At 70.8% G+C, this 23,164-nt stretch carries 27 protein-coding genes and 1 pseudogene; 16 read left to right on the plus strand and 12 right to left on the minus strand.

Annotated elements, in window-relative coordinates; translation table 11 throughout:
• The first annotated feature begins 35 nt into the window (after window positions 1-35).
• Together ACH4G3_RS35530 and ACH4G3_RS35535 are read left to right on the plus strand one after the other, a co-directional pair.
• The gene (locus ACH4G3_RS35530) at window positions 36-1,205 is read left to right on the plus strand and encodes a family 2 encapsulin nanocompartment cargo protein polyprenyl transferase (RefSeq protein ID WP_397628335.1); all 1,170 of its coding nucleotides are present in this window, start codon (window positions 36-38) and stop codon (window positions 1,203-1,205) included.
• 332 nt (window positions 1,206-1,537) lie between these two features.
• Window positions 1,538-2,155 (plus strand): GNAT family N-acetyltransferase, encoded by a 618-nt coding sequence (locus ACH4G3_RS35535; protein ID WP_397628336.1) that lies wholly within the window; start codon window positions 1,538-1,540, stop codon window positions 2,153-2,155.
• Window positions 2,156-2,278: 123 nt separating this feature from the next.
• Here ACH4G3_RS35535 and ACH4G3_RS35540 read toward each other — a convergent pair whose 3' ends face one another.
• A complete protein-coding gene (locus ACH4G3_RS35540; RefSeq protein ID WP_397628337.1) occupies window positions 2,279-2,869 on the minus strand; it encodes a TetR/AcrR family transcriptional regulator in 591 nt (196 codons plus the stop codon).
• A 112-nt stretch (window positions 2,870-2,981) separates the two neighbouring features.
• Here ACH4G3_RS35540 and ACH4G3_RS35545 point away from each other — a divergent pair, with 112 nt between their 5' ends.
• The 5 genes from ACH4G3_RS35545 (at window position 2,982) to ACH4G3_RS35565 (ending at window position 5,856) form a co-directional block, all read left to right on the plus strand.
• Complete coding sequence (locus ACH4G3_RS35545) at window positions 2,982-3,566, plus strand: dihydrofolate reductase family protein (protein WP_397628338.1); 585 nt, start codon at window positions 2,982-2,984, stop codon at window positions 3,564-3,566.
• 26 nt (window positions 3,567-3,592) lie between these two features.
• Window positions 3,593-3,868, plus strand: a complete 276-nt coding sequence (locus ACH4G3_RS35550) for a hypothetical protein (protein WP_397628339.1) — start codon at window positions 3,593-3,595, stop codon at window positions 3,866-3,868.
• A gap of 84 nt (window positions 3,869-3,952) precedes the next feature.
• Window positions 3,953-4,366, plus strand: a complete 414-nt coding sequence (locus ACH4G3_RS35555) for a YciI family protein (RefSeq protein WP_020277113.1) — start codon at window positions 3,953-3,955, stop codon at window positions 4,364-4,366.
• A gap of 28 nt (window positions 4,367-4,394) precedes the next feature.
• Window positions 4,395-5,615, plus strand: coding sequence for an RNA polymerase sigma factor (locus tag ACH4G3_RS35560; RefSeq protein WP_397628340.1), 1,221 nt, complete (start codon window positions 4,395-4,397; stop codon window positions 5,613-5,615).
• Window positions 5,616-5,625: 10 nt separating this feature from the next.
• Window positions 5,626-5,856, plus strand: coding sequence for a hypothetical protein (locus tag ACH4G3_RS35565; protein WP_397628341.1), 231 nt, complete (start codon window positions 5,626-5,628; stop codon window positions 5,854-5,856).
• Here the strand turns inward: ACH4G3_RS35565 and ACH4G3_RS35570 are convergent.
• Entirely contained in the window at window positions 5,853-6,587 is a 735-nt protein-coding gene (locus ACH4G3_RS35570) for a VOC family protein (protein ID WP_397628342.1), read from the minus strand. The two genes, ACH4G3_RS35565 and ACH4G3_RS35570, sit on opposite strands and share 4 nt — an antisense overlap.
• 105 nt (window positions 6,588-6,692) lie before the next feature.
• Here ACH4G3_RS35570 and ACH4G3_RS35575 point away from each other — a divergent pair, with 105 nt between their 5' ends.
• Together ACH4G3_RS35575 and ACH4G3_RS35580 are read left to right on the plus strand one after the other, a co-directional pair.
• Window positions 6,693-7,847, plus strand: coding sequence for an inorganic phosphate transporter (locus tag ACH4G3_RS35575; protein ID WP_397628343.1), 1,155 nt, complete (start codon window positions 6,693-6,695; stop codon window positions 7,845-7,847).
• Window positions 7,848-7,863: 16 nt separating this feature from the next.
• Window positions 7,864-8,097, plus strand: a complete 234-nt coding sequence (locus ACH4G3_RS35580; protein WP_397628344.1) for a hypothetical protein — start codon at window positions 7,864-7,866, stop codon at window positions 8,095-8,097.
• Between the two features lie 5 nt (window positions 8,098-8,102).
• Here the strand turns inward: ACH4G3_RS35580 and ACH4G3_RS35585 are convergent, their stop codons facing one another.
• The 3 genes from ACH4G3_RS35585 to sodN all read right to left on the minus strand — a co-directional run bounded on the left by ACH4G3_RS35585 (window position 8,103) and on the right by sodN (window position 10,193).
• A complete protein-coding gene (locus ACH4G3_RS35585) occupies window positions 8,103-8,471 on the minus strand; it encodes a hypothetical protein (protein WP_397628345.1) in 369 nt (122 codons plus the stop codon).
• Between the two features lie 155 nt (window positions 8,472-8,626).
• Entirely contained in the window at window positions 8,627-9,247 is a 621-nt protein-coding gene (locus ACH4G3_RS35590; protein WP_397628346.1) for a hypothetical protein, read from the minus strand.
• Window positions 9,248-9,797: 550 nt separating this feature from the next.
• Window positions 9,798-10,193, minus strand: coding sequence for a superoxide dismutase, Ni (gene sodN, locus ACH4G3_RS35595; protein ID WP_010040396.1), 396 nt, complete (start codon window positions 10,191-10,193; stop codon window positions 9,798-9,800).
• A gap of 220 nt (window positions 10,194-10,413) precedes the next feature.
• On the opposite strand from sodN, the pseudogene sodX reads away from it, so the two are divergent.
• Window positions 10,414-10,587, plus strand: a pseudogene (sodX, locus tag ACH4G3_RS35600) (nickel-type superoxide dismutase maturation protease); the annotation flags it as partial.
• 65 nt (window positions 10,588-10,652) lie between these two features.
• On the opposite strand, the gene ACH4G3_RS35605 reads toward sodX, so the two are convergent.
• Window positions 10,653-11,312, minus strand: coding sequence for a CGNR zinc finger domain-containing protein (locus ACH4G3_RS35605; RefSeq protein WP_397628347.1), 660 nt, complete (start codon window positions 11,310-11,312; stop codon window positions 10,653-10,655).
• 89 nt (window positions 11,313-11,401) lie between these two features.
• Here ACH4G3_RS35605 and ACH4G3_RS35610 point away from each other — a divergent pair, with 89 nt between their 5' ends.
• A complete protein-coding gene (locus ACH4G3_RS35610; RefSeq protein ID WP_397628348.1) occupies window positions 11,402-12,172 on the plus strand; it encodes a class I SAM-dependent methyltransferase in 771 nt (256 codons plus the stop codon).
• Between the two features lie 55 nt (window positions 12,173-12,227).
• Here ACH4G3_RS35610 and ACH4G3_RS35615 read toward each other — a convergent pair whose 3' ends face one another.
• Genes ACH4G3_RS35615 through ACH4G3_RS35625 form a run of 3 tightly spaced genes read right to left on the minus strand, consistent with a single transcriptional unit; the run spans window position 12,228 to window position 14,918 of the window.
• Entirely contained in the window at window positions 12,228-12,989 is a 762-nt protein-coding gene (locus ACH4G3_RS35615) for an amino acid ABC transporter ATP-binding protein (protein ID WP_397628349.1), read from the minus strand.
• Window positions 12,986-13,933, minus strand: a complete 948-nt coding sequence (locus ACH4G3_RS35620) for an amino acid ABC transporter permease (RefSeq protein ID WP_397628350.1) — start codon at window positions 13,931-13,933, stop codon at window positions 12,986-12,988. Before ACH4G3_RS35620 ends, ACH4G3_RS35615 begins: the two co-directional genes overlap by 4 nt.
• Window positions 13,934-13,964: 31 nt before the next feature.
• Window positions 13,965-14,918: an ABC transporter substrate-binding protein gene (locus ACH4G3_RS35625; RefSeq protein WP_397628351.1), complete on the minus strand. Its 954-nt coding sequence runs from the start codon at window positions 14,916-14,918 to the stop codon at window positions 13,965-13,967.
• A gap of 651 nt (window positions 14,919-15,569) precedes the next feature.
• Between ACH4G3_RS35625 and ACH4G3_RS35630 the strand changes: the two genes are divergently transcribed.
• From ACH4G3_RS35630 to ACH4G3_RS35645, 4 genes are all read left to right on the plus strand, one after another.
• Complete coding sequence (locus tag ACH4G3_RS35630) at window positions 15,570-16,802, plus strand: NAD(P)-dependent malic enzyme (protein ID WP_397628352.1); 1,233 nt, start codon at window positions 15,570-15,572, stop codon at window positions 16,800-16,802.
• A gap of 472 nt (window positions 16,803-17,274) precedes the next feature.
• Window positions 17,275-18,240 carry a zinc-binding dehydrogenase gene (locus ACH4G3_RS35635; protein ID WP_397628353.1) on the plus strand — a complete coding sequence of 322 codons (966 nt, stop codon included), beginning with the start codon at window positions 17,275-17,277 and terminating at the stop codon, window positions 18,238-18,240.
• A gap of 104 nt (window positions 18,241-18,344) precedes the next feature.
• Window positions 18,345-18,554, plus strand: coding sequence for a helix-turn-helix domain-containing protein (locus ACH4G3_RS35640; protein WP_159535743.1), 210 nt, complete (start codon window positions 18,345-18,347; stop codon window positions 18,552-18,554).
• Window positions 18,554-19,123, plus strand: a complete 570-nt coding sequence (locus tag ACH4G3_RS35645; protein WP_397628354.1) for a Clp protease N-terminal domain-containing protein — start codon at window positions 18,554-18,556, stop codon at window positions 19,121-19,123. The genes ACH4G3_RS35640 and ACH4G3_RS35645 overlap by 1 nt, the downstream gene beginning before the upstream one ends.
• 18 nt (window positions 19,124-19,141) lie before the next feature.
• Here ACH4G3_RS35645 and ACH4G3_RS35650 read toward each other — a convergent pair whose 3' ends face one another.
• Both ACH4G3_RS35650 and ACH4G3_RS35655 read right to left on the minus strand, forming a co-directional pair.
• Entirely contained in the window at window positions 19,142-20,197 is a 1,056-nt protein-coding gene (locus ACH4G3_RS35650; protein ID WP_397628355.1) for a PadR family transcriptional regulator, read from the minus strand.
• Between the two features lies 1 nt (window position 20,198).
• Entirely contained in the window at window positions 20,199-21,182 is a 984-nt protein-coding gene (locus tag ACH4G3_RS35655; RefSeq protein WP_397628356.1) for a DUF4097 family beta strand repeat-containing protein, read from the minus strand.
• Window positions 21,183-21,329: 147 nt separating this feature from the next.
• Between ACH4G3_RS35655 and ACH4G3_RS35660 the strand changes: the two genes are divergently transcribed.
• The gene (locus ACH4G3_RS35660) at window positions 21,330-22,166 is read left to right on the plus strand and encodes a hypothetical protein (RefSeq protein WP_397628357.1); all 837 of its coding nucleotides are present in this window, start codon (window positions 21,330-21,332) and stop codon (window positions 22,164-22,166) included.
• A gap of 783 nt (window positions 22,167-22,949) precedes the next feature.
• Here ACH4G3_RS35660 and ACH4G3_RS35665 read toward each other — a convergent pair.
• Window positions 22,950-23,129 (minus strand): DUF6104 family protein, encoded by a 180-nt coding sequence (locus ACH4G3_RS35665; RefSeq protein ID WP_003992906.1) that lies wholly within the window; start codon window positions 23,127-23,129, stop codon window positions 22,950-22,952.
• Window positions 23,130-23,164 lie beyond the last annotated feature (35 nt).

Below are 23,164 nucleotides of genomic sequence, written 5' to 3' on the forward strand. Positions count from 1 at the left end.
AGAGCCACCGTCCGCTCAGTCTCCGAGGCGGTCCCATGGGTGAGTCCCTCACGGAGTCCAGGACGGAGACGACGCTGCCCGCCCCCGGTGGGCAGCGCGGTGCCGAGCCCGGGCGTGCGGCCGGGGCGCCGGAAAGGCGGGGGCCCATCGGGACACAGCGGGACGGCCGGCCCGGACCGGCCGAGGAGCACGAGGCGGTCCTGCTCCTGGAACGGGCCCGGGCGGAGGTCGACCCGGTCCTGCGGGACGCTCTCTGCTCGCTGCCCGGGCCGATGCGCCGCGTCGCGCTCTACCACTTCGGCTGGGAGCAGGCGGACGGCACACCGGCCGAGGGCGGCTCGGGCAAGGCGATCCGGCCCGCGCTCGTCCTCGCCGCGGCGGCCGCCCTCGGCGGACCCGAGGCACGCGCGGCGGCGGTGCGGGCGGCCGCGGCCGTGGAGCTGGTCCACAACTTCACGTTGCTGCACGACGACGTGATGGACCGGGACACCACCCGGCGGCACCGGCCCACCGCGTGGACGGTGTTCGGCGACCCCGACGCGGTCCTCGCCGGGGACGCCCTCCAGGCGCTGGCCATGCGGCTGCTCGCCGAGGACCCGCATCCGGCGGCCCGGGCCGCCACCGCCCGGCTCGCGGACTGTGTGGTCGAACTGTGCGCGGGACAGCACGCGGACACGGCCATGGAGCGGCTCGGTCCCGACGAGGTCTCGCTCGACGAGGTGCTCGCCATGGCGGAGGCCAAGACGGGCGCGCTGCTGGGGAGCGCCTGTGCGATCGGCGGGCTGTACGCGGGCGCCGGGGACGCGGACGTGGCGGCGCTGGACGCGTTCGGCCGGGAGGCCGGGCTCGCCTTCCAGCTCATCGACGACGTCATCGGCATATGGGGCGACCCGCGCCGCACCGGCAAGCCCGTCGGCGCGGACCTGGCCGCACGCAAGAAGTCCCTGCCGGTCGTGGCGGCCTTCGCGTCCGGCACGCCGGCGGCCGCGGAACTCGCCGAACTGTACGCACGACCCAGCGAGACGGAGGACCTCGATCACATCGCGCTGACCGTGGAGCGGGCGGGCGGCCGTGACTGGGCACAGAACCAGGCGGCCGACCGGATGGCCCTGGCGATGCAGCAACTGGCCCGCGCGGTGCCGGACCCGGAGGCGGCGGGCGGTCTGCTGGCCCTCGCCGAGTTCGTGACACGGCGCAGCAGTTGACGGTCGGCGGTGCGGACATCGGCCGCCGGCGACGGCCGGCGGTGCGGCGACCGGCCGTCGGCGGCACCTGACGGACCTTCGGATGACCGAAGGGCCAGGAACCCCGGAGCGCCGGGGCCGTGCGGCTCCTGACTCCGTACGGCCCCCGGGCCTCCGGCCAGGCGGGTCCCGCACTGCCCCACGGTGTGCGGGGCCCGCCCCCTACTGCCGTCGATGACCGGCGGTTTGGGTAGGCGTTCGATGAAATCCCGCCAAGCTCCCGCCCCATTGGCCGAGGCGGGTCCCGACTCCCCTACGATCAACGCCCGTCGGACGACTGAAGGGGCGGGAACATGGGTGTGGCGATCCGGACGGCGGGCGTGGCGGACCGGGAGCTGGTGGTCCGGCTGCTGGACGAGGCGTTCCAGGACGACCCCGTGAGCGGCTGGGTCTTCCCCGGGGCGGAGGACCGTCGTGCCAACCACCCCGGGCTCATGGCCGCCTTCACCGACATCGTGCTCGAGGCCGGGCGCATCGACCTCGCCGAGGACGGTTCGGCCTGTGCGCTGTGGCTGTCCATGCCGGCCGACGACCATGACGGCGACGCCGAGGACGACGGCCCGGCCCAGGTGCGTCAGGCCGTCGACCCGGACAACGAACGCATCGAGGCGATCGGCCGGCTGACCGCCGCCATCCATCCCTCCGGGCGGGCCCACGAGTACCTGTGGATGATCGGCGTGGTCCCCGGCCGCCAGGGCGAGGGTCTCGGCACGGCGCTCATCGAGTCGGTCCTCGACCGTTGCGACCGTGAGGGGCTGCCCGCCTACCTCGAAGCGAGCAGCGCCCGCAGCCGCAAGTTGTACGAGCGCCTCGGCTTCGAGCTCGCCGGCCCGGTGCTCGACCTCCCGGATGGCGGCCCGGCCATGTGGCCGATGTGGCGCGAGCCCCGCACCGCCGAGACCACGTCCTGATCGTCGTCCACCGACGCCCGGCCCGGTCCGACCCCGTGGCCTGACCGGCGACGTGGCCCGACCGCCCTTTGGCCTTACTGGCCCTGACCCCTCCGGCCATCCGGCCGCCGCCTTCGGCCTGCCCTACCCCTCCGGCAGCACCGCCGCCACGATCTTCTCCACCAGCCCCTCCGGCACGCTCACCCCGGGCAGTACGCCCTCCAGGACACCCGGCAGGGTCAAATGCTCCAGGAGCAGGCCGAGCATGGCCAGGTACAGCACGGCGACGGACTCGTCGCCGCCGGGCAGGCCGGCCGTGCGGTGGAACTCCATGGCCTCCTCCAGGTCACCTCGCACCGACCTGGTGTAAGAGGCGAGCAGCTCGGGACGCCGGGTGGCCTCGAGGCGCAGTTCCATGAGGGCCAGATAGCCCGTGCGGTCGCGGGTCGCGCGGGCCATGAGGTCGTACATGAAGGCCGTGACCAGTGAGCGGTCCTTGGGGCGGGTCATCAGCTCGGCGACCACGTCGGGGTCGGGCGCGAGTCGTACGTGCAGCCGGGTGTCGATCTGGCGCAGCAGGTCGCCGCGGTCCGTGAAGTAGTTGGAGGCCGTGCCCACGGGCACGCCGGCCTCCGCGTCCACCGCGCGGAACGTCAGCCCGCGCGCTCCCTCGCGCGCGAGCACCTCGACGCCGGCGTCGACGAGCGCGGCCCGGCGCCCGGGATTGCTGACCATGCGGAGTCCCTTCTCCCACTTTCCGCGGTTCGCGGATAACGCCTTGCAACCACTACATCAGAAGTACTACAACTGAAGTCGTTGTAGCGGCAGCCTACGAAAAGAGACCGGCTTGCGAAAGCTCACGTACTTCATCGCCTGTTCGATCGACGGCTTCATCGGGGACCCGGACGGCGACGCGACGTCGATGCTCCGCTTCGTCGACGAGGAGTTCCTCGCCTTCCTGAAGTCGGAGTATCCGGAGACCGCGGCTACCCAGGGCCGCCGGGCCCTCGGCTTCGACGACGTGCCGAACAAGCGGTTCGACACCGTCGTCCAGGGCCGCGGCAGCTACGAGCTCGCCCTGAAGGAGGGCATCACCAGCCCCTATGCCCACCTGCGCGAGTACGTCGCCTCCAGCACGCTGAAGGAGTCGCCCGACCCGAACGTCGAGATCATCGCGGACGACGTCGTCGGAAAGGTCCGCGAACTGAAGGCCGAGGACGGCGATCTCGGCATCTACCTGTGCGGCGGCTCCAAGCTCGCGGGCGAACTGCGCGACGAGATCGACGAGCTCGTGATCAAGACCTACCCGCTCGTGTACGGCACGGGCATGCCGATGTTCGGCTCCGGATTCGCGATCTCGGACTTCACGCTCGAGTCGGTGCGCACGTTCGGCAACGGGCTGCTGGTGCGCACGTACAGCAGGAAGCGCTGAGCCGCCGACCGGCCTACCCTGAGGACATGGGCAGCGAAGGGCATGTCTGTCCGACCTGCGGACAGCCAGTGGAAACGGTCGTCCGGCGCCACAAGACGCTGGGCGCGTGGGTCCCCCTGTGGGTGGCGGGCCCCTGTCGCAACCCCGAGTGCGGGGCCTACGAAGCGCAAGACGCCGAGGGTGATCGGGCGGGCGAGACCACCCGGACCGCCGAACCGCCCCCGTCCGCCGAGAGCACCGCCTCACCTGCGACGACCCCGCGCGAAGACGCACCCGGAGAAACCGTCGTGGAAAATTCCTGAGTTCGTGTCGAGAATCCCGGCCCGGCTCCGACGTCCCGTGTGAGAGCCGCCCACCAGGGCGGTGAGAGCCGAAGGAGCGGACTGATGAAGTACCTGGTCATGGTGCAGGGCACACAGGCGGACTACGAGGCCATGCGCGGCAGGGCGTCGGCGAACTCCCCGGCGTGGAGCGAGGAGGAGCTCCAGGCCATGTTCGCCTACATGGGCGCCATCAACGACGACCTCTCCGAGACGGGCGAATTCGTCGACGGGCAGGGCCTGGCCGAGCCGGCGCAGACGCGGCACGTCACCCTCGGTGACGACGGCAAGGCGGTGATCACCGACGGCCCGTACAGCGAGACCAAGGAGCTGCTGGCCGGCTACTGGGTCCTGGAGTGCGAGAGCCTGGAGCGGGTCACCGAGATCGCCGAGCGCGTCGCCCGGTGCCCCCAGCCGGCCGGTGCCCCCGACTACCCGGTCGTGATCCGTCCGATCATGGACGGCTCCGGGGACATCTGAGAGCCCGGATACGCCGACGGGCGCGCCGGTGAGGAGCACACCCGAGATCGAGGACCTGCTGCGCCGTGACGCGCCGCAGGTCCTCGGTGCGCTGGTCAGGCGGTACGGGCACTTCGACGCCGCCGAGGACGCCGTACAGGAGGCGCTGCTCGCGGCGGCAGGGCAGTGGCCCTCGGCGGGTGTGCCCGGCAATCCGCGCGGCTGGCTGATCAAGGTCGCCTCCCGGCGGCTGACCGACGCCCTGCGCGGCGAGGAGGCCCGGCGGCAGCGCGAGGAGCGGGCGGCGGCTCTGGCGCCCCGGGACGCCTTCACCGCCCCGCCGCCCGGGGAGCGGGCCCCCCGCGAGGACGACACCCTCTCGCTGCTCTTCCTGTGCTGCCATCCGGACCTGACGCCGCCCGCCCAGATCGCGCTCACCCTGCGCGCCGTCGGCGGTCTCACCACGGCGGAGATCGCCCGCGCGTATCTGGTGCCCGAGGCGACGATGGCCCAGCGGATCAGCCGGGCCAAGCAGAAGGTGCGGGGCGTGCGCTTCGGCCGCCCGGAGCTCTGGCAACAGCGGCTGCCGTCCGTCCTCCAGACCCTCTACCTGATCTTCAACGAGGGCTACACGGCCACCTCCGGAGCCGCCCTCCAGCGCCGGGACCTCGCCGGGGAGGCCGTACGTCTCACCCGCACGGTCCACCGGCTGCTCCCCGACGACTGCGAGGTGGCCGGCCTGCTCGCGCTGATGCTGCTCACCGACGCCCGCCGCGACGCGCGCAGCGGACCGCACGGCGAGTTGATCCCCCTCGACGAACAGGACCGGGACCGCTGGGACAAGGCCGCCATCGAGGAGGGCGTCGCGCTGGTCACCGGGGCGCTGTCCCGGGGCCGGCCCGGGCCGTACCAGCTGCGTGCCGCGATCGCGGCAGTCCACGACGAGGCGCCCTCGCCCGAGGCGACGGACTGGGCCGAGATCCTGGGCCTGTACGACGTCCTCGTCCGTCTGGTCCCCGGCCCGGTCGAACGCCTCAACCGCGCGGTCGCCGTCGCCATGGTCCACGGCCCGCACGCAGGTCTTGCCGAACTGGATGCTCTCGCAGCCGAGTCGAAGGGCCACCGTCTGGACGCCGTACGAGGTCACCTCCTGGAGCGCGCGGGCGAGCGCGAAGCCGCTCGTGCCGCTTACGAGTCGGCGGCCGCGCAGACTCTCAGCCTGCCCGAACAGCGCTATCTCCAGGCCCGGGCGGCGCGGTTGCCCGACTAGCGTGTGAGGCATGGACATGGCGGGGGAGCGGCGGCGCCGGGTGTGGCGCCGGGTGGTGATCGTGTGGGTGTTGGTCGTGGTCGTCGCGGGCGGGCTGACGCTGTGGATGCAGGACTCGACCCAGCCTCGGGGGCCGTACGTCTGGGAGAACGCGAACCCCGACGAGACACCGGACCTGCCGCCCTGCCCGACGCCCGAGGACGGCGGGGACGTCCTGTGCGCGTACGTCGAAGCGGATTAGCCGCGCAGCCCGCCCGTCTGCGGATCCCGGGTCGTCAGGCAGTACGTGCCGCCCGCCGGGTCGCGCATCACCGTCCAGCCCGAGAAACCGGCCACGAACACCGCCCCGAGCTCCTCGTGCCGCGCCCGGGTCGCCTCGACGTCCGCGCAGGCGAGGTCGAGGTGGGCGGAGGCCGGGCGTTCCTCGTCGAGGCGTTGCAGGAGCAGGCGTACCGGCAGGCCGGGCGGCGGCTCGACAACGTGGAACTCCGGGAGGGAACCGGGCCGTGACGTCCAGTCGGCCAGCAGCCCGCTCCAGAAGGCGACTTCGGCGTCGTAGGCGGACGGCGGCACGTCCACGCACACCTGGTCGAGACGGCTGCCCCGCACCACTCCCGGCCGCGACGATTGCCCGCGCCAAGGGTCCGCGCAGAACAACTGCCCGCCGGGCGACCGCAGCACGACGAGCGACCCGAGGTCGGCCACCACGCTCGCGCCGAGCCGCGTCGCCGAGCCGGCGAACTCCCTCACGTCGTCCACACAGAAGTCGAGATGGGCACCGCCGGCCCCCGAGCGCACCGCCTGGGCCTTCAGGCAGGCGTCGGCGTCGTGCGGGACCAATGTGACGAACTCGGCCTGTACTCCGCGCAGTTCGGAAAGCCGGGTGTCCGTGACCGCCGTCCAGAACGTGCAGGCGGTGTCGAACGCCTCGCGCGGGCGGTCGATGAAGGCGAACGTCCAGCCGATCCTCATGGGCGCGATCGTACAAGTGCGACGCCACCGCCACCCGCGTGAACCTTGACCAGCCTTTGCCTCGCCGTTCCCCGCCTATTGGCCTGCACTTGTTTGCATTCAGGAATGGACCACATCACGTTCCTCGTGGCGGTCGTCATCGTGACGGCGCTCGCCTTCGACTTCACCAACGGATTTCACGACACGGCGAACGCGATGGCCACGTCCATCGCCACCGGCGCACTCGCTCCCCGTACGGCGGTCCTGATCAGCGGTGTCCTCAACGTCGTCGGTGCCTTTCTGTCCACCGAGGTCGCCAAGACCATCTCGGGCGGCATCGTCGACGACACCCTCGTCACCCCCGGCATGATCTTCGCGGGCCTGGTCGGGGCGATCCTGTGGAACCTGCTGACCTGGCTGGTCGGACTGCCGTCGAGTTCCTCGCACGCCCTGTTCGGCGGGCTGATCGGGGCCGTGTGGGTCGGGGCGGGCAGCCACGGGGTCAACTTCGACAAGGTCGTCGAGAAGGTGCTGGTGCCGGCGGTGGCCTCGCCGGTCGTGGCCGGTCTCGCCGCGCTGCTGGCCACGTACCTCGCCTACCGGCTCACCGACCGCGCCCGCAAGGACACCGTGACCAAGGGCTTCCGGATCGGTCAGATCGCCTCGGCCTCGCTGGTCTCCCTCGCCCACGGCACGAACGACGCACAGAAGACGATGGGCGTCATCACCCTCACCCTGATCTCGGCCGGCGCACTCGGCCACGACGCCGGACCGCCGCTGTGGGTGATCGCGTCCGCGGGCATCGCCATCGGCCTTGGCACGTATCTCGGCGGGTGGCGCATCATCCGCACCATGGGCAAGGGCCTCACCGAGATCCAGTCGCCGCAGGGCTTCGCCGCCGAGACCGCGTCCACGGCCGTCATCCTGACGTCCGCGCACCTCGGTTTCGCCCTGTCCACCACCCAGGTCGCCTCGGGCAGCATCCTCGGCGCGGGCCTCGGCCGCAGGCTCGCGGAGGTCCGCTGGGGCGTCGCGGGCCGCATGGCGGTCGCGTGGCTGATCACGCTGCCCGCCGCCGCGCTGGTCGGCGGCCTGGCCGCGAGCGTGGTGCAGAGCGGCGGCGACCTCGGTACGGCGGTCGTCGCCCTGGTCGGCGCGGCCCTCGCCGCGGGCATCGTGGTCGTCTCCCGCCGCAACCCGGTGCACGCGCACAACGTCAACGACGCGCACAAGGTCACGATCCGTACCGAGCCGCCCGCCAAGGTCGGCACGGCCGCCTGAACGAAGGGGAGTCGGCATGCAACTGGACTGGACCGCACTCGGCCAGGTCACCGCGGTGAGCATCGGCGTCACCGTGGCCGTGGTCGTCGTCTTCGCCCTCGGCGTCCTCGGCCTCGCCCAACTGGAGGGCGCCCGCGAACAGCACGGCCGCACCTCCGCCCTGGGCGTCACCCAGGCGGCGCTGTGCTTCCTCGCCTGCGCGGCCGTGGTGGCGTACGGGATCTTTTTGATCGTCCCGCAGTTCCACTGACCGTGTCAGTTACCCGCGTACTGCGAGAAGGTCCCCGCATCCTCCTTGCACAGCGCGTCGGTCAGGTTCGGGCACAGCTTCAGCTTCATCTTCTTCGCTGTGCCGAGGTTGTTGTCGAAGACCGCGCACGCACCGGAACTCGACGCCGGTCCCGGGCACGACCATGGTGCGGCCGACAGGTGGTTCGACTCGAAGCCGGCCTCGACAACGCGGTGGTCCGTGTGGCCGTGGACGTCGCCGGGGCGGAGCACGTCGATCTCGTACGCGAACCGCCGGGCCACGTGGAGCAGCACCGTGGCCACGTCGCCCGTCAGCAGCGGCACGTCGACGGCGGTACCTTCGACGCGCAGGAGGGCGATGCCGTCACTGTCCATGACGGGCCAGCCGTTCTCGGACCGCCGGCCGGGCCACGCGCTCGGGTCGGGAGCGGATGCGGCAGCGGTGGGAGCAGTCGCGAGGAGGGCTCCTGCCGCGAGACCAGCGGCTAAGCCGAGAGTCTGACGGCGGGTGAGTATGTGAGCGGTGTCGCTCAACGTGTGTGTCCTTTCCGGTAGCGGCGGTAGGCAAGGACCGCCAACGTCACCAGGCAGCCGGTCAACACGGCCGCACAGGTGAACAGGAGTGGATTGACCCAGGCGCTCACGAGTTCCTTCCGCTCACCGTTGTCCCAGTAGCAGGTGGCGTGCAGCGGAAGAACTCCGTCCTCATAGCGGTCGAAGCGGACGATGGGGCGCCTGTCGAAGAAGTCGGGACAGGTATGCGAGGGGAAGGCGAAGTGGACCTGGGACCATCCGAGCAGGTAGCAGAGGGTTCCCGTGGCGGTGGATGCCTTGATCAGACTGACAAGGCGTCGGCCCTTCCGGAGGCGTACGAAGGCCAGACCGAAGCCGACGAAGAGCACCGCCAGGATCCAGGAATCCATCAGGCCGAACTGTCCGCGAACAGCCTGGCGTGAGTGTGAAAGGACCATGGCGGCTCCTCCGGTCTGCTGTTCGAGGAAGATGCGTCCGACATTGACGAGCGGATCGTCGGTGGACGTGAGGATGTAGAACGCGGCGTCCACCGCCGTGGCCTGCGAGGTGCCGAACCGCTTGGCAAGGTAGTCCCTGAAGCGGGTTATCCCGCCGGTCTTCTCGTAGTGCTCGCGCACGGCGGTGTTTATGGGCACACCGGACCGCATCTTCTCGGCCAGGAGGAACCCGTCGGCGTCCTCGGCCTCCGGCCCACCCGCTGAGCACCTTCGCCTGGACCACCCCGCCGTCCGTGGGCAGGCCCATGTTCTCTTTCCGTGTCGCCGCCCCAGTACCCCTTGCATAACAGGCTGTGGCGGATGATCTTGGCGAGGGTGCCGTCCCCGAAGCTCGCCACGACGGACTGAGCTCTAACCCGACACCTTGCCGTAGGCGGCGTTGACCCATTTTTGGGCAGCAAGGACACGGTGCTGGGGCAGTCGGCGAGGGCCGGAGATGGGCATGTCCAGCCGCTGATCTGCCAGTTGACTGTGTGACAGCTGTGAATCGTGAGTGAGGTTCCAGTGTGCGCGCCGACTTCGGGTGGCTGATTCCCTTCGCCAACCTCTGGCCGGACGAACAAGACCGCACCCGATCCGTCAGGGACGCCGTGCTCGGCGGCCTGCGGACCGGGTGCGGTCAGGGAGACACTGCATGCAAAAAGTGCAGGTCAAAGGGCTTGAGACAAGATCAGGCCTTCTTGGTCTCCCAGAAGATCTTGTCGATCTGGGCGATGTAGTCCAGCGCCTTCTGGCCGGTCGCCGGGTCGGTCGAACCCTTGGCGGCCGAGAGGGCCTTGAGGGTGTCGTTGACCAGCTGGTGCAGCTCGGGGTACTTCTCGAAGTGCGGCGGCTTGAAGTAGTCGCTCCACAGCACGGACACGTGGTGCTTCGCGAGCTCCGCGCGCTGCTCCTTGATGGTGGTGGCACGCGCCTGGAAGTGCGGGTCGTCGTTGCCGGCCATCTTCTCCTGGATGGCCTTCACCGACTCCGCCTCGATGCGGGCCTGGGCAGGGTCGTACACACCGCAGGGAAGGTCGCAGTGTGCGCTGACCTTGACCTTGGGGGCAAACAGGCGGGAAAGCATGGAGCATTCCTTCCTCGTGATCGTCTTCTCACAGGGGACATTACTCCGTGGGGGAGCGGTTTTCGCGAGTGCCCCCATGGGCTTAGGACAAAAGTCCGGGGTGAGACTGAGACTGGTGGACGAAGAACCGGGGAGGTGCCGGGTGATGCCGGAGCTGTCGCAGGAGTCCGAGCGGGGGAGGTCGGCGCCCTTCGGGGTGGCCGAGGTGACCGGTCCGTCCATGGTGCCCACTCTGTACCACGGGGACCGGCTCCTGGTGCACTACGGAGCCCGGATCAAGCCCGGTGACGTCGTCGTGCTGCGGCATCCCTTCCAGCAGGACCTGCTGGTCGTCAAGCGGGTCGCCCAGCGGCGCGAGAACGGCTGGTGGGTGCTCGGGGACAACACGTACGCCGGCGGCGACAGCACCGACTACGGCGTCGTGCCCGACGACCTGGTGCTGGGGCGGGTCCGGTTCCGCTACCGGCCGCGCAGGCCCGGCCCGCGTTCCCCCTGGGCGCTGCTGGGCTGGGCGCTGTCGGCCGCCAGGCCCGTGCTCTCGGGCAGGTCGGGCCGGGCCGCTTCGAGGCGTTTGCGGGCGCGGTAGGCCGCGACGTTGGCGCGGGTGGCGCAACGGTCGGAGCAGTAGCGCCGGGAGCGGTTGGTGGAGGTGTCCAGGTAGGCGTTGCGGCAGGGCGCGGCCTCGCACAGGCCGAGCCGGTCCACGCCGTACTCGGTCAGGTGGAACGCCAGGCCCATCGCCGCGATCGCCGCGTAGCCCGCGGTCGCGTTGGACGGGTGGTCCGCCAGGTGCATGTGCCACAGGGGACGGCCGTCGTCGTCGCGGAAGTCGTGCCCGGAGATCTGCGGGCTCACCGGGAACTCCAGCAGCAGCGAGTTCAGCAGGTCCACGGCGAGCGTCTCGTCGCCCGTGTCGGCCGCCTCGAAGACCGCGCGCAGCCGGCCCCGGACCGAGCGGAAGCGGGTGACGTCCGCGTCGGTGGTGCGGCGGGCCGCCGACTGGTTGGCGCCGAACAGCTCGCGGACCGCCTCGACCGACGTCAGGGTGTCCTTGCCCCGGGCCGGTTCCTCCGTGTTGACGAGGCGCACGGCATAGTCCGAGTAATAGGCCAGTTCCACTTGTAGTCCTTACGGAGGGGCTTTATTGTCGTGAGCGCGCACTTGTAACAGCTGATGGTGCTTCCAGGGTATTACGAGGGAGGGGCTCGATGACGGACGCGGACATCACCACGGCCACCGCCGACTGGCAGGCGTGGCAGCAGAGCTGGGACCGGCAGCAGGAGTGGTACCTGCCCGACCGCGAGGAACGCTTCCGGATCATGCTCGACATGGTCGAGGCCCTCGTGGGCACCGCCCCGCGCGTACTCGACCTCGCCTGCGGCACCGGCAGCATCACCGCCCGGCTGCTCGCCCGGTTCCCGGAGGCCACCAGCACCGGCGTCGACCTCGACCCGGCGCTCCTCGCCATCGCCCGGGGCACCTTCGCGGGCGACGAGCGGGTCCGCTTCGTCACCGCCGACCTCAAGGACCCCGACTGGCCGGCGGAGCTGCCGTACGACTCGTACGACGCCGTCCTGACCGCGACGGCCCTGCACTGGCTGCACCGGGAACCCCTCGCGGACCTCTACGGCCAGGTCGCGGGAGTGGTCCGCGACGGCGGTGTCTTCATGAACGCGGACCACATGATCGACGAGACGACACCCCGGATCAACGCCGCGGAGCAGGCGCAGCGGCACGACCGCATGGAACAGGCCAAGCGGGACGGCGTCCTCGACTGGTCGCAGTGGTGGCAGCTCGCCGCCAAGGACCCGGTCCTCGCGGAGCCCACGGCCCGGCGCTACGAGATCTACGGCGACCACGCCGACGGCGACATGCCGTCGGTGGCGTGGCACGCGCGCGTGCTGCGCGAGAAGGGGTTCGCCGAGGCCAGGCCGGTGTGGTGCTCGCCCTCGGACACCCTGCTGCTCGCCCTGAAGTAGCACGCCGAAGGGGGCGGTACGGAGTTCCCGTACCGCCCCCTCGGTGGGTGTGGCGTCAGAGCACCTTGGACAGGAACGACTTCGTCCGCTCGTGCTGCGGGTTCGTCAGCACCTCGCGCGGGTGACCGGATTCGACCACCACGCCGCCGTCCATGAAGACCAGACTGTCGCCCACCTCGCGGGCGAAGCCCATCTCGTGCGTGACGACGATCATCGTCATGCCGGACTCGGCGAGGTCGCGCATGACGTCCAGGACGTCACCGACCAGCTCCGGGTCGAGCGCCGACGTCGGCTCGTCGAACAGCATCAGCTTCGGGTCCATGGCGAGGGCCCGGGCGATGGCGACGCGCTGCTGCTGGCCGCCGGAGAGCTGCGTGGGGTAGCTGCCCGCTTTGTCGGCCAGGCCGACCCGGTCCAGGAGCTCCAGGGCCCGCTGCCGGGCCTGGCTCCTGCTCACGCCCTTGACCTGGACCGGTGCCTCCATGACGTTCTCCACGGCCGTCATGTGCGGGAACAGGTTGAAGCGCTGGAAGACCATGCCGATGTCCCGGCGCTTGAGGGCGACCTCGCTGTCCTTCAGCTCGTAGAGCTTGTCGCCCTTCTGGCGGTAGCCCACCAGCTCCCCGTCCACGTACAGGCGGCCGGCGTTGATCTTCTCCAGGTGGTTGATGCACCTGAGGAAGGTCGACTTGCCGGAGCCGGAGGGGCCGATGAGGCAGAACACCTCGCCGGTCTTCACCTCCAGGTCGATGCCCCTGAGGACTTCCAGGGGGCCGAAGGACTTGTGGACGCCTTCGGCCTTGACCATGGCGTTCATGCGGTGCCTCCCGTCGACGCCGAGCGGTTGGACAGGGACAGCAGGTTCGCCTTGATCTTCTGGAACGGGGTGGCCGGGAGGGACCGGCTCGAACCACGCGCGTAGTACCGCTCCAGGTAGTACTGGCCGATGCTGAAGACCGAGGTCAGCAGCAGGTACCAGGCCGCCGCCAGGAACAGCATCTCGGCGGGGGCGCCGGAGGTCTGTCCGATGTCCTGGGCCACGCGGAACAACTCGGAGTACTGGACGACCGAGACCAGCGAGGTCGTCTTCAGCATGTTGATGACCTCGTTGCCCGTCGGCGGCACGATCACGCGCATCGCCTGCGGGATGACGATCCGGCGCAGCGTCTTGGAGTGGCTCATGCCCAGCGCGTGCGAGGCCTCCGTCTGGCCCTCGTCGACGGAGAGCAGACCGGCACGGCAGATCTCCGCCATGTACGCGGCCTCGTTGAGGCCGAGGCCCAGCAGCGCCGTCAGGAACGGGGTCATGAAGTCCGACCACTCGTCCTTGTAGAACGGCCCGAGGTTGATGTACTCGAAGACCAGGCCCAGGTTGAACCAGACCACCAGCTGCACGAGGACCGGCGTACCGCGGAAGAACCAGATGTAGAACCACGAGATCGCCGAGGTCACCGGGTTCTTCGACAGGCGCATCACGGCCAGCATGATGCCGCCGACGATGCCGATCACCATGGACAGGACGGTGATCAGGATGGTCCTGCCGACGCCTTGCAGGACACGGTCGTCGAAGAAGTAGTCCGGGATCGCGCCCCAGTTGATCTTGCCCTGGGAGAACGCGTAGACGACCCCGACCAGCAGGCCGATGGCGACGACGGCGGAAACGTACCGCCCGTAGTGCCGGACCGGGATGGCCTTGATGGCCTCCGGTCCGGCCGGGGGCGTGTCGGACGGCCCCGACGTCTTGTCGATGTCAACAGTCACGGGTGTTGCCTTTCAGTGCCGCTGCGTCGCGTCACTTGCCGCCGGCGTTGATGGTGGCTTCCTGCACGGCGCCGTCCGTCACGCCCCACTTCTTGAGGATCTTCTCGTACTCGCCGTTCTTGATGATCGCGTCCATCGCGGCCTTGAGGGCGTCGCGCAGCTGCGTCTGGTTCTTGGCGACCGCGATGCCGTACGGAGCGGCCTCGACCTGCTCGCCGACCAGCTGGAAGTCCTTGCCGCCACCGGAGGTCTTCACGGCGTACGCGGCGACCGGGAAGTCGGACGAGCCGGCGTCGGCACCGCCGGCGCGCAGGCGGGTCTGGGCCTGCTGGTCGTTGTCGAAGGGCTCGATGGCGATCTTCTTGCCGGCCGGGCACTTCTTCGACTCGGCGTTGGCGAGCTCCTCGGAGACCGTGCCGCGCTGGAGCACGATCTTCTTGCCGCACAGGTCGGACCAGTTCTTGATGCCCTGGTCGTCGCCCTTCTTGGTGTAGATCGAGACACCGGCGGTGAAGTAGTCCACGAAGTCGACGCCCTCGCCGACCTTCTTGCCGGTCTTGGAGTCGATGCCCTCCTGGCGCTCCTTGGAGTCGGTCATCGCGGACATCGCGACGTCGTACCGCTTGGAGCGCAGGCCCGTGAGCAGCGTGTCGAAGGTGCCGTTCTCGAACTGGAAGTCGACACCGAGCTGCTTGCCCATGGCGGCGGCGAGGTCCGGGTCGATGCCGACGACCTTGCCGGAGCTGTCCTTGAACTCGACCGGGGCGTAAGCGATGTCCGAGCCGACCTTGATGACGCCCTTGTCACGGATCGACTGGGGCAGCTTGTCCGCGAGCGGGGCAGCGGCCGTCGCGTTGTCCGACCCGGCGTCCTTGGTCTGGTCACCGCATCCGGTGAGCATCAGCGCGCCTGCGACCGCGATCGCACCGACCGCTGCTAGCCGGGAGTGCGCGGCGGTCGTACGACGGGTGGAGCTTGCGGTCATGGTGGGTTCCTCCGGCGGATGGGTGGAGTTGCCGATGGGGCGGAGCGCTGCCGATGGGTTCGGCAGTGCCTGGACTGCCGACGGTTCGGCAGTGCCGTGGACTGCCGGCGGTGCCGGCAGTGCCGTGGGTCGACGAGAACACACGTCTTCGAGTGTCGCGACCTCGTGTGATTACGGCATCTTGCCATTCGGACTGCGCCATTCTGGGGGCCAGCCATGTCAAAATCGGATAACGGGCGACCCCCGAACCGCACCACTCCGGTACATCACGGCCGGACCTTCTGCGGGAATCATTCCTTCCGGCAGGAAGATCTTCGGTATGTCCCGGGTATCCGATACGGGGCCCGAGGGATTCGCCGACGTATGAGTGGTTACCCAGGGTTTGTCCAGACCTTGTCCCGATATTGGACGAAGAATCAGGGCGCCCGTGTGTGACCTTCGCGTTATGGACTCGTCGTCGGTGCCGTCCGTCCGGTAAGAAGGGTCTTTACACCCCTCATCCGGGGCTCAGGGCGCGTGTGCGGCGCGCCCATCGCGTATGCGCCCGTACGTAGCACGTACACAGCACGACCACGGCCGTACGCGGTCCCGCCCACGCCTCACCAGGAGTGGCCACCCTCAGACCAATGAAGATTTAAGGGGTAAAACGAAGTGGCAGCGGAGATCGTCAATCCTCGCAGCGAAAGCACGACGGACCATACGGGCAACGAGGGCGGTGCGGAGCCCCTCGACTCCTTCGATCCGGCGTTCGCGCTCCACCGCGGCGGCAAGATGGCCGTGCAGGCCACGGTGCCGGTCCGTGACAAGGACGACCTGTCCCTGGCGTACACGCCCGGCGTCGCGAAGGTGTGCAGCGCGATCGCGGAGCAGCCGGAGCTCGTGCACGACTACACGTGGAAGTCGTCGGTCGTGGCCGTCGTGACGGACGGTACGGCCGTGCTGGGGCTCGGTGACATCGGGCCCGAGGCCTCCCTCCCGGTGATGGAGGGCAAGGCGATTCTGTTCAAGCAGTTCGGCGGCGTGGACGCGGTCCCGATCGCGCTGAACTGCACGGACGTCGACGAGATCGTCGAGACGGTGGTGCGGCTCGCGCCCTCGTTCGGCGGAGTCAATCTGGAGGACATCTCGGCGCCGCGGTGCTTCGAGATCGAGCGGAAGCTCCAGGAGCGCCTGGACATCCCCGTCTTCCACGACGACCAGCACGGTACGGCGGTGGTGACGCTGGCGGCCCTGCGGAACGCCGCGCGGCTGAGCAAGCGGGCGCTGGGGGAGCTGCGGGCCGTCATCTCCGGCGCCGGTGCGGCGGGTGTCGCGATCGCGAAGATGCTGGTCGAGGCCGGGATCGGGGATGTCGCGGTGGCCGACCGCAAGGGTGTCGTGTCGGCGGACCGGGACGATCTGACGCCGGTGAAGCGGGAGCTGGCCGGGTTCACGAACAAGGCGGGCATCAGCGGGTCGCTGGAGGTCGCGCTGGCCGGAGCCGATGTGTTCATCGGGGTGTCCGGCGGGACGGTGGCGGAGGACGCGGTGGCGTCGATGGCCGAGGGGGCGTTCGTTTTCGCCATGGCGAATCCGAACCCTGAGGTGCACCCCGAGATCGCGCACAAGTACGCGGCCGTGGTGGCTACCGGGCGGTCGGACTTCCCGAACCAGATCAACAACGTGCTGGCGTTCCCGGGGATCTTCGCGGGTGCCTTGCAGGTGCGGGCGTCGCGGATCACGGAGGGGATGAAGCTGGCCGCCGCGGAGGCGCTGGCGGGTGTGGTCGGGGACGACCTCGCGGCCGACTACGTCATCCCGTCTCCGTTCGACGAGCGGGTCGCGCCGGCGGTGACGGCTGCGGTGGCGGCTGCTGCCCGGGCCGAGGGTGTGGCTCGGCGGTGACGCGGTAGCGCGTGGCGCGTTGCGCGGTGATGTGAGTGGCCCCGTCCGGGAATGGGCGGGGTCATTTCTTTGGGTGCGGCTGTCCGGGTGGTGTGCGGCTGTCCGGGTGGTGCGGGTGCCTCCGGTGGTGGGGCGGGTGCCTGCGGCGGTGGGGCGGGGTGCCTGCGGCGGCCTGTGGCTGCTTCGGTGGGGGTGCGCGGCTGCGCCTTACGCCGGGTGGTGGGGCGGGGCCGCGTCGGGGGGTGTCCGTCCTCGGAACGGCGCGATGGGGTTGCGTACCGACTGACTCCCCGTTGACGCGCCAACCGCTGCGGGCGGACACCCCCCGACACGTCCCCTTCTCGCCGTCGGCGGGTGCGCGTGCGTCTCGGCCCGTCCGGGCTGTGCACCGGTGCTGAGCGTGTGGCAAGAGGGTGTGTCTCACAGGGGTTGGTGGTTCCGTGCAGTTGGTCCGGAACCTATCGTCGAGGTCATGTTCGCTGTCTACGCCGCTCGAATCGACCGCGACCAGCCACTGGCCGGCCTGGAGTTGGGAGAGCGTCCGGCTCCCGAGGCCCGCCCCGGCTGGAGCACCGTCACGGTCAAGGCCGCCTCCCTCAACCATCACGACCTGTGGTCCCTGCGCGGCGTCGGCCTCGCAGAGGACAAGCTGCCGATGATCCTCGGCTGTGACGCCGCCGGTGTCGACGAGGACGGCAACGAGGTCGTCCTTCACTCGGTGATCGGACAGAGCGGGCACGGGGTCGGCCCGAAGGAACCCCGTTCCATCCTCACCGAGCGCTACCAGGGCACCTTCGCCGAGCAGGTCGCCGTCCCGACCTGGAACCTCCTGCCCAAGCCCAAGGAACTCTCCTTCGAGGAGGCCGCCTGTCTGCCCACGGCGTGGCTTACCGCGTACCGGATGCTGTTCACCAACGCCGGCGTCCGGCCCGGTGACTCCGTGCTCGTGCAGGGCGCCGGCGGTGGTGTCGCCACGGCCGCCATCGTGCTGGGGAAGGCGGCGGGGCTCCGGGTCTTCGCCACGAGCCGGGACGAGGCCAAGCGGAAGCGGGCCGTGGAGCTGGGGGCCGTGGAGGCTCTGGAGTCGGGGGCGCGGTTGCCGCAGCGGGTGGACGCGGTGATCGAGACCGTCGGCGCCGCCACCTGGTCGCACTCCGTCAAGTCGCTGAAGCCCGGCGGCACGCTGGTGATTTCCGGTGCCACCAGTGGCGACCGGCCCCCGCATGCCGAACTCACCCGGATCTTCTTCCTGGAGCTCAAGGTCGTCGGGTCCACGATGGGCACCAAGGACGAGCTGGAGGATCTGCTCGCGTTCTGCGCCGCCACCGGAGTGCGGCCCGTCATCGACGAGGTGCTGCCGATGGACCGTGCGCGGGAAGGCTTCGAACGGCTGGCGTCCGGTGAGCAGTTCGGGAAGGTCGTGCTCACCAATCCGTAGTTGCTGCTGAACTGAAATGTGCTGACGGCCGGTCCGGGTTCGGGCCGGCCGTTGGTTTGTCAACTGGGGTTGACGGGAGAGTGCTGTCAACGTAGGTTGACGTCATGACCGAAGCAACCGATCTGGCCGAGCGTGCGGGCGACCGTGATCCACGGGTCGGCCTGCGGGCCGTCGCCGCCCTGCGCAGACTGCTGGAGCAGCTGGAAGCCGTACAGGTGCGCAATGCGCGCCACCAGGGCTGGTCGTGGCAGGAGATCGCCACCGAACTCGGTGTGAGCAGGCAGGCCGTGCACAAGAAGTACGGGAGGCATTGATGTTCGAGCGGTTCACCAAGGACGCCCGGAGCGTGGTCAAGGGCGCGTTCGCTCATGTGGAGGGCGGGGGTGGCGGGCAGGTCGTGGAGCCGGAGCACCTGTTGCTCGCGCTGCTCGATCGGGAGGGCAGTCGCGGCTCGTTCGCGCTCGCAGCTCTCGGGCTCGCCGAGCGGAGGGAGTCCGTGCGGCAGGCGCTGGGGGCGGCGCGGCGGCGGGCCGGGCTGTCGCAGGCGGAGACCGACGCGCTCGCCGGGCTCGGGATCGATGTGGAGGAGATCGTCGCCCGTGTCGAGGAGGTGCACGGGGCCGGTGCCATGGCCGGTGACCGGAAGGACAAGGGGTGGTGGTCGGGGCGGGCCTCCTTCGGGCGCGGAGCCAAGGACGTTCTGGAGCGCTCCTTGCGGGTCGCCCTCGCCCAGCGGGACCGGTATATCGGGGACGAGCACATCCTGCTCGCCCTGACTATGCGTCCCGGCGTGCCGGCCGAGGTCCTCGCCGACCACGGGGTGACGTACGAGTCCCTGGTGCGGGTGCTGTACGGGGGCGGCGGCGAGGCCAAGGCCGGGTGAGGGCGGGGATCCGGCCGCTTACTTCTTCGGGGCGCGCAGCAGGGCTCCTATGTGGGCCGCCGCCGTCGACAGATGGCGGCGGGCGTCGCGCAGTTGGTCGGGGGTGACGCCGTGGTCGCGGGCCGCGTCGCGGATGTCGTCCCGGAAGCGGTCGAGCAGGCGGTCAAGGTCGCGGGCGGGGTCGCCGGTGGAATCCGTGGCGTCCTCGTGGGCCCAGGCGGGTTCGTAGGAGGCCGGGAAGTCCTCGGCGGGCTGTGAGGGAGTCGGCTGTGGGGTCGGCTTGCCGGTGCCGGTCCAGTCGAAGCCGAAGTCCTTGCCGTAGTCCTTGCCGAACTCGCCGACCTCCTTGGCCAGTTCGCTCAGGCCCTCGCGCAGTCCCGTGGGCCAGTCGCCGCGGGAGAAGTGGTCCTGGACCTGCTCCTGGACCCGGCGTGCGATGCGCTGCACCTGCTCCTGGGCCTGGGCACGGGCCTGTTCCTGGGCCTCCTTCGCCTGGCGGCGGGCGCGCTGGGCGTCCTCGCGGGCGCGGCGGCTCTCGTCCTTGGCGCGGCGCGCCTGTTCCTTCCACTCCTGCCTGGCGCGCCGCATCTCCTCCTTGGCGACGCGCCAGGCCTCCTTGTCGCCGTACTGCCCGAAGTCCCCGAAGGGGGCGTCCTCCGTGCCACGGGGCCTGGTGCCGGTCTCCCGGCGGGCCTCGGTCGCCGCGGCGCGCATCTCGCGGCGCAGGTCGCCGGCGGCCCCGCGCACGTCGGCGCGGATCTCCGCCGCCAGTTCCGCGACGGACTCCCGGATCTCCAGCTCCAGGTCGGCCAGCTCGCCGCTGCGGTCGGCCAGTTCGGCGCGGCCCGCGTCCGTGATCGAGTAGACCTTGCGGCCGCCCTCGGTGGTGTGGGTGACCAGGCCCTCGGCCTCCAGCTTGGCGAGGCGCGGGTAGACCGTGCCCGCCGACGGTGCGTACAGCCCCTGGAAACGCTCCTCGAGGAGGCGGATCACCTCGTAACCGTGTCGGGGGGCCTCGTCCAGCAGCTTCAGCAGGTAGAGGCGGAGGCGGCCGTGGGCGAAGACGGGGGGCATGTCAGAGCACCTTCTTGTCGGTCGTACCGTCGGCCGGGGTGCCGGCGTCGGCGGCGCCCCGGCCGGAGACGGAATTGTCTCCCGAGCCGGCCTGCGGGTCGTCCTGCGGGTCGGCCGGCGAGGTGCCGGTGCCGGTGCCGGTGCCGGGCCGGGTGTCCCACGGTTCCTCGGGCTCGTCCTCCCTGGAGGGGCGGCGCAGCAGGGCGATCGAGCCGGAGACCGTCGTCGCTCGCAGCTTGCCCGTGCCCGCGCCCAGACGGCCCGTGATCTTGTGGGCGCCCCACTGGCCGTGCACCCGCAGCCCGTCGAAGGCGTTGGAGATGGCGCCGCTCGCCGTATTGGCCTCGACCTCCGCGTCCGCCGGGTACGGCAGCCGGATCGCGATCTCGCCCGAGACGCTGGTCAGCCGCACGTCCGTGGGGCCCTCCGGGTCGAGGTCGACGATCATGGAGCCGCTGACCGAATCGGCCCGCACGGAGGAGCCGGAGCCCTCGACCACAGTGAGGTCGCCCGAGACGGAGTTGAACCGGAGGTCGCCGGTCACGTCCTGGGCCTCCACATTCCCGGAGACCGTGTCGGCGCGGACCGGGCCGGAGAGGCCCACGAGGGTCGTGTCGCCCGTGACGCCCTTCACCGCCGTCGGTCCCTCGATCCCGGAGATCACGGCTGCCGCGCCGACGACCCCCACCTCCACCCGGGTGGAGGCCGGGACGGCCAGGGAGACCACCGCGCTGCGGCGCCAGCCCTTGCGGTCCAGCCACTTGAGGAAGCCCTTCCAGGGCAGATCCTCGTAGGCCACCGTCAGGGTGCCGCCCTGCCGGGTCACGACCAGGGGTGGTCCCTCGATCTCGGAGACCTCCAGGCGGGCGGAACCTTCGTCGGTGCTCACCACGTTCACCGTTCCGTTGACGAGGCGTACGTGCAGCTCGCTCACGGGCTCGTCGAAGGTGAGTTTCCTCGGCTCCGCGACAGACCACTCGGACATGGGCAGACCTCCCCGGCGTGACGCGCCATATCGCGTCTTCTGTCAATCACGATATATCGTGGTGGGGGAAAGTCAAGACACTCGTTCTGGGGACGTCGAGGCGTACAAAAGTGCTCGAAGTGCAGTGATTCGCCCTAGCGTGTGATCATGCCGACGGAAGCCGACCGCACCGGTCCCGCCACTGGGGCGCTGCTGCTGTGCCGCGCGGTGCCCGGGGCCGTCGCCCCCGTCGCCCACCTGCTGCGGGAGCGTATGCAGCTCACCCGGGCGGGCGACGAATGGAGTGTTCTCGTCCCCGAGGGCGGACCCTGGCGCGATGCCGGCGAGCCCGTCGACCGCGTGGTCACCGGCTGGGCCACGGCCCTCGCCGTTGGCGCGCCCTGGCCCGTTCTCGCCCTGTGGTGGGACGCCGACCACGCGGGCTTCACGCTCGCGTCCGGCTTCCGCCGCCCGGTGGGATTCGTCTGGCTCGCGAGCGGCCTCCCGGCGGGGGAGGAGGAGGCGATGCGCACCTTCGCCGCGCGCATGGGCCTCGACCCCGTCCTGGACCTCCAGACCCTCGACCAGCTGACGCAGCCCGACTCCCGCGCCGACGCCCGCACCCGTCTGCGCGGCCTGCTGGCGGTCCTCGCGCGCGTGGGCGTCTCGCTGCCCCCGGAACTCGCCCCCGGCGAGCCCGCCGATCGCCTCCGGGAAGCGGCCGCGCTCCAGCCGGACAGCCTCCCGGTCGAATGGCCGGGCTGGCGCGAGGCCGTCGCGGAGCGCGACACCGTCGACCACAGCCGCCTGGGCCCCTGGATGCCCTGGACCGGCGGCCCCAGGGCCCGTGCCCTGGCCCTCGCCCAGCTGGCGGTGGGCGTCCCGCTCATCGCGTGGGGGCTCCGGCGTCCCAGCGGCGGCTGGGGCTGGGCCACAGCCGGAGCGCTGCTCATGGCCCATGGCGCCCTGGGTCTGGCCTACGCCGTCACGCACCCGCGCGACTGATCACCGGACGGCGCGAATCCAGGATCCCGCGCGACCTTGGCGCCCCGGCCCGGCTCCTGCGGGGCTTGGGCGTGCTGGTTCCGGGTTCTGCGGGGCTCGGGCGTTTCGGCCCGGCTCCCGTGCGGCTCGGGCGTGCAGGTTCCGGTTCTTGCGGACTCAGGCGCCCCGGCCCGGCTCCCGTGCGGTTCGGCGTGCCGGTTCCGGGCCCTGCGGGGCTCGGGCGTTCCGGCCCTAGCTCCCACGGGGTCCGGCGGCACGGCCCCGGCTCTCGTGCGGCTGGGGAGGGCCCGTTTCGGGCCCCGGGGGGCTCTGGCGGCCTGGCCCTTGCTCCCACGGGGTCTGGCGCCCCGGCCCGGCTCCTGCGGGGCTTGGGCGTGCTGGTTCCGGCTCCTGCGGGGCTCGGGCGTTCCGGTCCCGGCTCTCGTGTGGCTCGGGCGTGCTGGTTCCGGCTCCTGCGGGGCTCGGGCGTTCCGGCCCTAGCTCCCACGGGGCCCGGCGGCCCGGTCCCGGCTGCTGCGCGGCTCGGGCGTTCCGGTTCGGGCTCCCCGGGCTCCCACAGGGCTCCGGCGGCCCGGCCCCGCTCCGACGTCCACGACCCGGCTCTGCCACGCCCGCCACGCCAGCCCGGCTCCGCCACGCCCGGCTCCGCCAAGCCGGCCCCGGCTCCGCCACGCCCGGCTCCGCCAAGTCGGCCCCGGCTCCGCCACGCCCGGCTCCCAGCCCGGCTCCGCCACGCCGCCAGCCGGCCAAGCTCCGCCCGGCCCCGGTGGGTCCCCCGCTCGTCTACTCGTCGTCCTCGTCGTCCAGCCGTGCCAGCCACGTGGCCAGTCGCTCCACCGGCACCTCGAAGTCGGGGTTGAGATCGACGAATGTCCGCAGCTGCTCGGCCAGCCACTCGAAGGTGACCTCCTCCTCGCCGCGCCGCTTCTCCAGTTCCTCGATGCCACGGTCCGTGAAGTACATGCCGTCAAGGATATGTGCGCGCAAACGGCCGGGCC

The sequence above is a fragment of the Streptomyces afghaniensis genome, assembly GCF_044327915.1.
Classification (GTDB): domain Bacteria; phylum Actinomycetota; class Actinomycetes; order Streptomycetales; family Streptomycetaceae; genus Streptomyces; species Streptomyces afghaniensis.

Bases quoted from the DNA above. Each gene is read 5' to 3' on its own strand.
- ACH4G3_RS35530 (WP_397628335.1), top strand. From the start codon at position 36: ATGGGTGAGTCCCTCACGGAGTCCAGGACGGAGACGACGCTGCCCGCC.
- ACH4G3_RS35565 (WP_397628341.1), top strand. From the start codon at position 5,626: ATGGACATGGCGGGGGAGCGGCGGCGCCGGGTGTGGCGCCGGGTGGTG.
- ACH4G3_RS35625 (WP_397628351.1), bottom strand. From the start codon at position 14,918: ATGACCGCAAGCTCCACCCGTCGTACGACCGCCGCGCACTCCCGGCTA.
- ACH4G3_RS35585 (WP_397628345.1), bottom strand. From the start codon at position 8,471: ATGGACAGTGACGGCATCGCCCTCCTGCGCGTCGAAGGTACCGCCGTC.
- ACH4G3_RS35650 (WP_397628355.1), bottom strand. From the start codon at position 20,197: ATGCCCCCCGTCTTCGCCCACGGCCGCCTCCGCCTCTACCTGCTGAAG.
- ACH4G3_RS35655 (WP_397628356.1), bottom strand. From the start codon at position 21,182: ATGTCCGAGTGGTCTGTCGCGGAGCCGAGGAAACTCACCTTCGACGAG.
- ACH4G3_RS35645 (WP_397628354.1), top strand. From the start codon at position 18,554: ATGTTCGAGCGGTTCACCAAGGACGCCCGGAGCGTGGTCAAGGGCGCG.
- sodN (WP_010040396.1), bottom strand. From the start codon at position 10,193: ATGCTTTCCCGCCTGTTTGCCCCCAAGGTCAAGGTCAGCGCACACTGC.
- ACH4G3_RS35535 (WP_397628336.1), top strand. From the start codon at position 1,538: ATGGGTGTGGCGATCCGGACGGCGGGCGTGGCGGACCGGGAGCTGGTG.
- ACH4G3_RS35555 (WP_020277113.1), top strand. From the start codon at position 3,953: ATGAAGTACCTGGTCATGGTGCAGGGCACACAGGCGGACTACGAGGCC.
- ACH4G3_RS35660 (WP_397628357.1), top strand. From the start codon at position 21,330: ATGCCGACGGAAGCCGACCGCACCGGTCCCGCCACTGGGGCGCTGCTG.
- ACH4G3_RS35610 (WP_397628348.1), top strand. From the start codon at position 11,402: ATGACGGACGCGGACATCACCACGGCCACCGCCGACTGGCAGGCGTGG.
- ACH4G3_RS35665 (WP_003992906.1), bottom strand. From the start codon at position 23,129: ATGTACTTCACGGACCGTGGCATCGAGGAACTGGAGAAGCGGCGCGGC.
- ACH4G3_RS35580 (WP_397628344.1), top strand. From the start codon at position 7,864: ATGCAACTGGACTGGACCGCACTCGGCCAGGTCACCGCGGTGAGCATC.
- ACH4G3_RS35615 (WP_397628349.1), bottom strand. From the start codon at position 12,989: ATGAACGCCATGGTCAAGGCCGAAGGCGTCCACAAGTCCTTCGGCCCC.
- ACH4G3_RS35570 (WP_397628342.1), bottom strand. From the start codon at position 6,587: ATGAGGATCGGCTGGACGTTCGCCTTCATCGACCGCCCGCGCGAGGCG.
- ACH4G3_RS35540 (WP_397628337.1), bottom strand. From the start codon at position 2,869: ATGGTCAGCAATCCCGGGCGCCGGGCCGCGCTCGTCGACGCCGGCGTC.
- ACH4G3_RS35550 (WP_397628339.1), top strand. From the start codon at position 3,593: ATGGGCAGCGAAGGGCATGTCTGTCCGACCTGCGGACAGCCAGTGGAA.
- ACH4G3_RS35640 (WP_159535743.1), top strand. From the start codon at position 18,345: ATGACCGAAGCAACCGATCTGGCCGAGCGTGCGGGCGACCGTGATCCA.
- ACH4G3_RS35575 (WP_397628343.1), top strand. From the start codon at position 6,693: ATGGACCACATCACGTTCCTCGTGGCGGTCGTCATCGTGACGGCGCTC.
- ACH4G3_RS35635 (WP_397628353.1), top strand. From the start codon at position 17,275: ATGTTCGCTGTCTACGCCGCTCGAATCGACCGCGACCAGCCACTGGCC.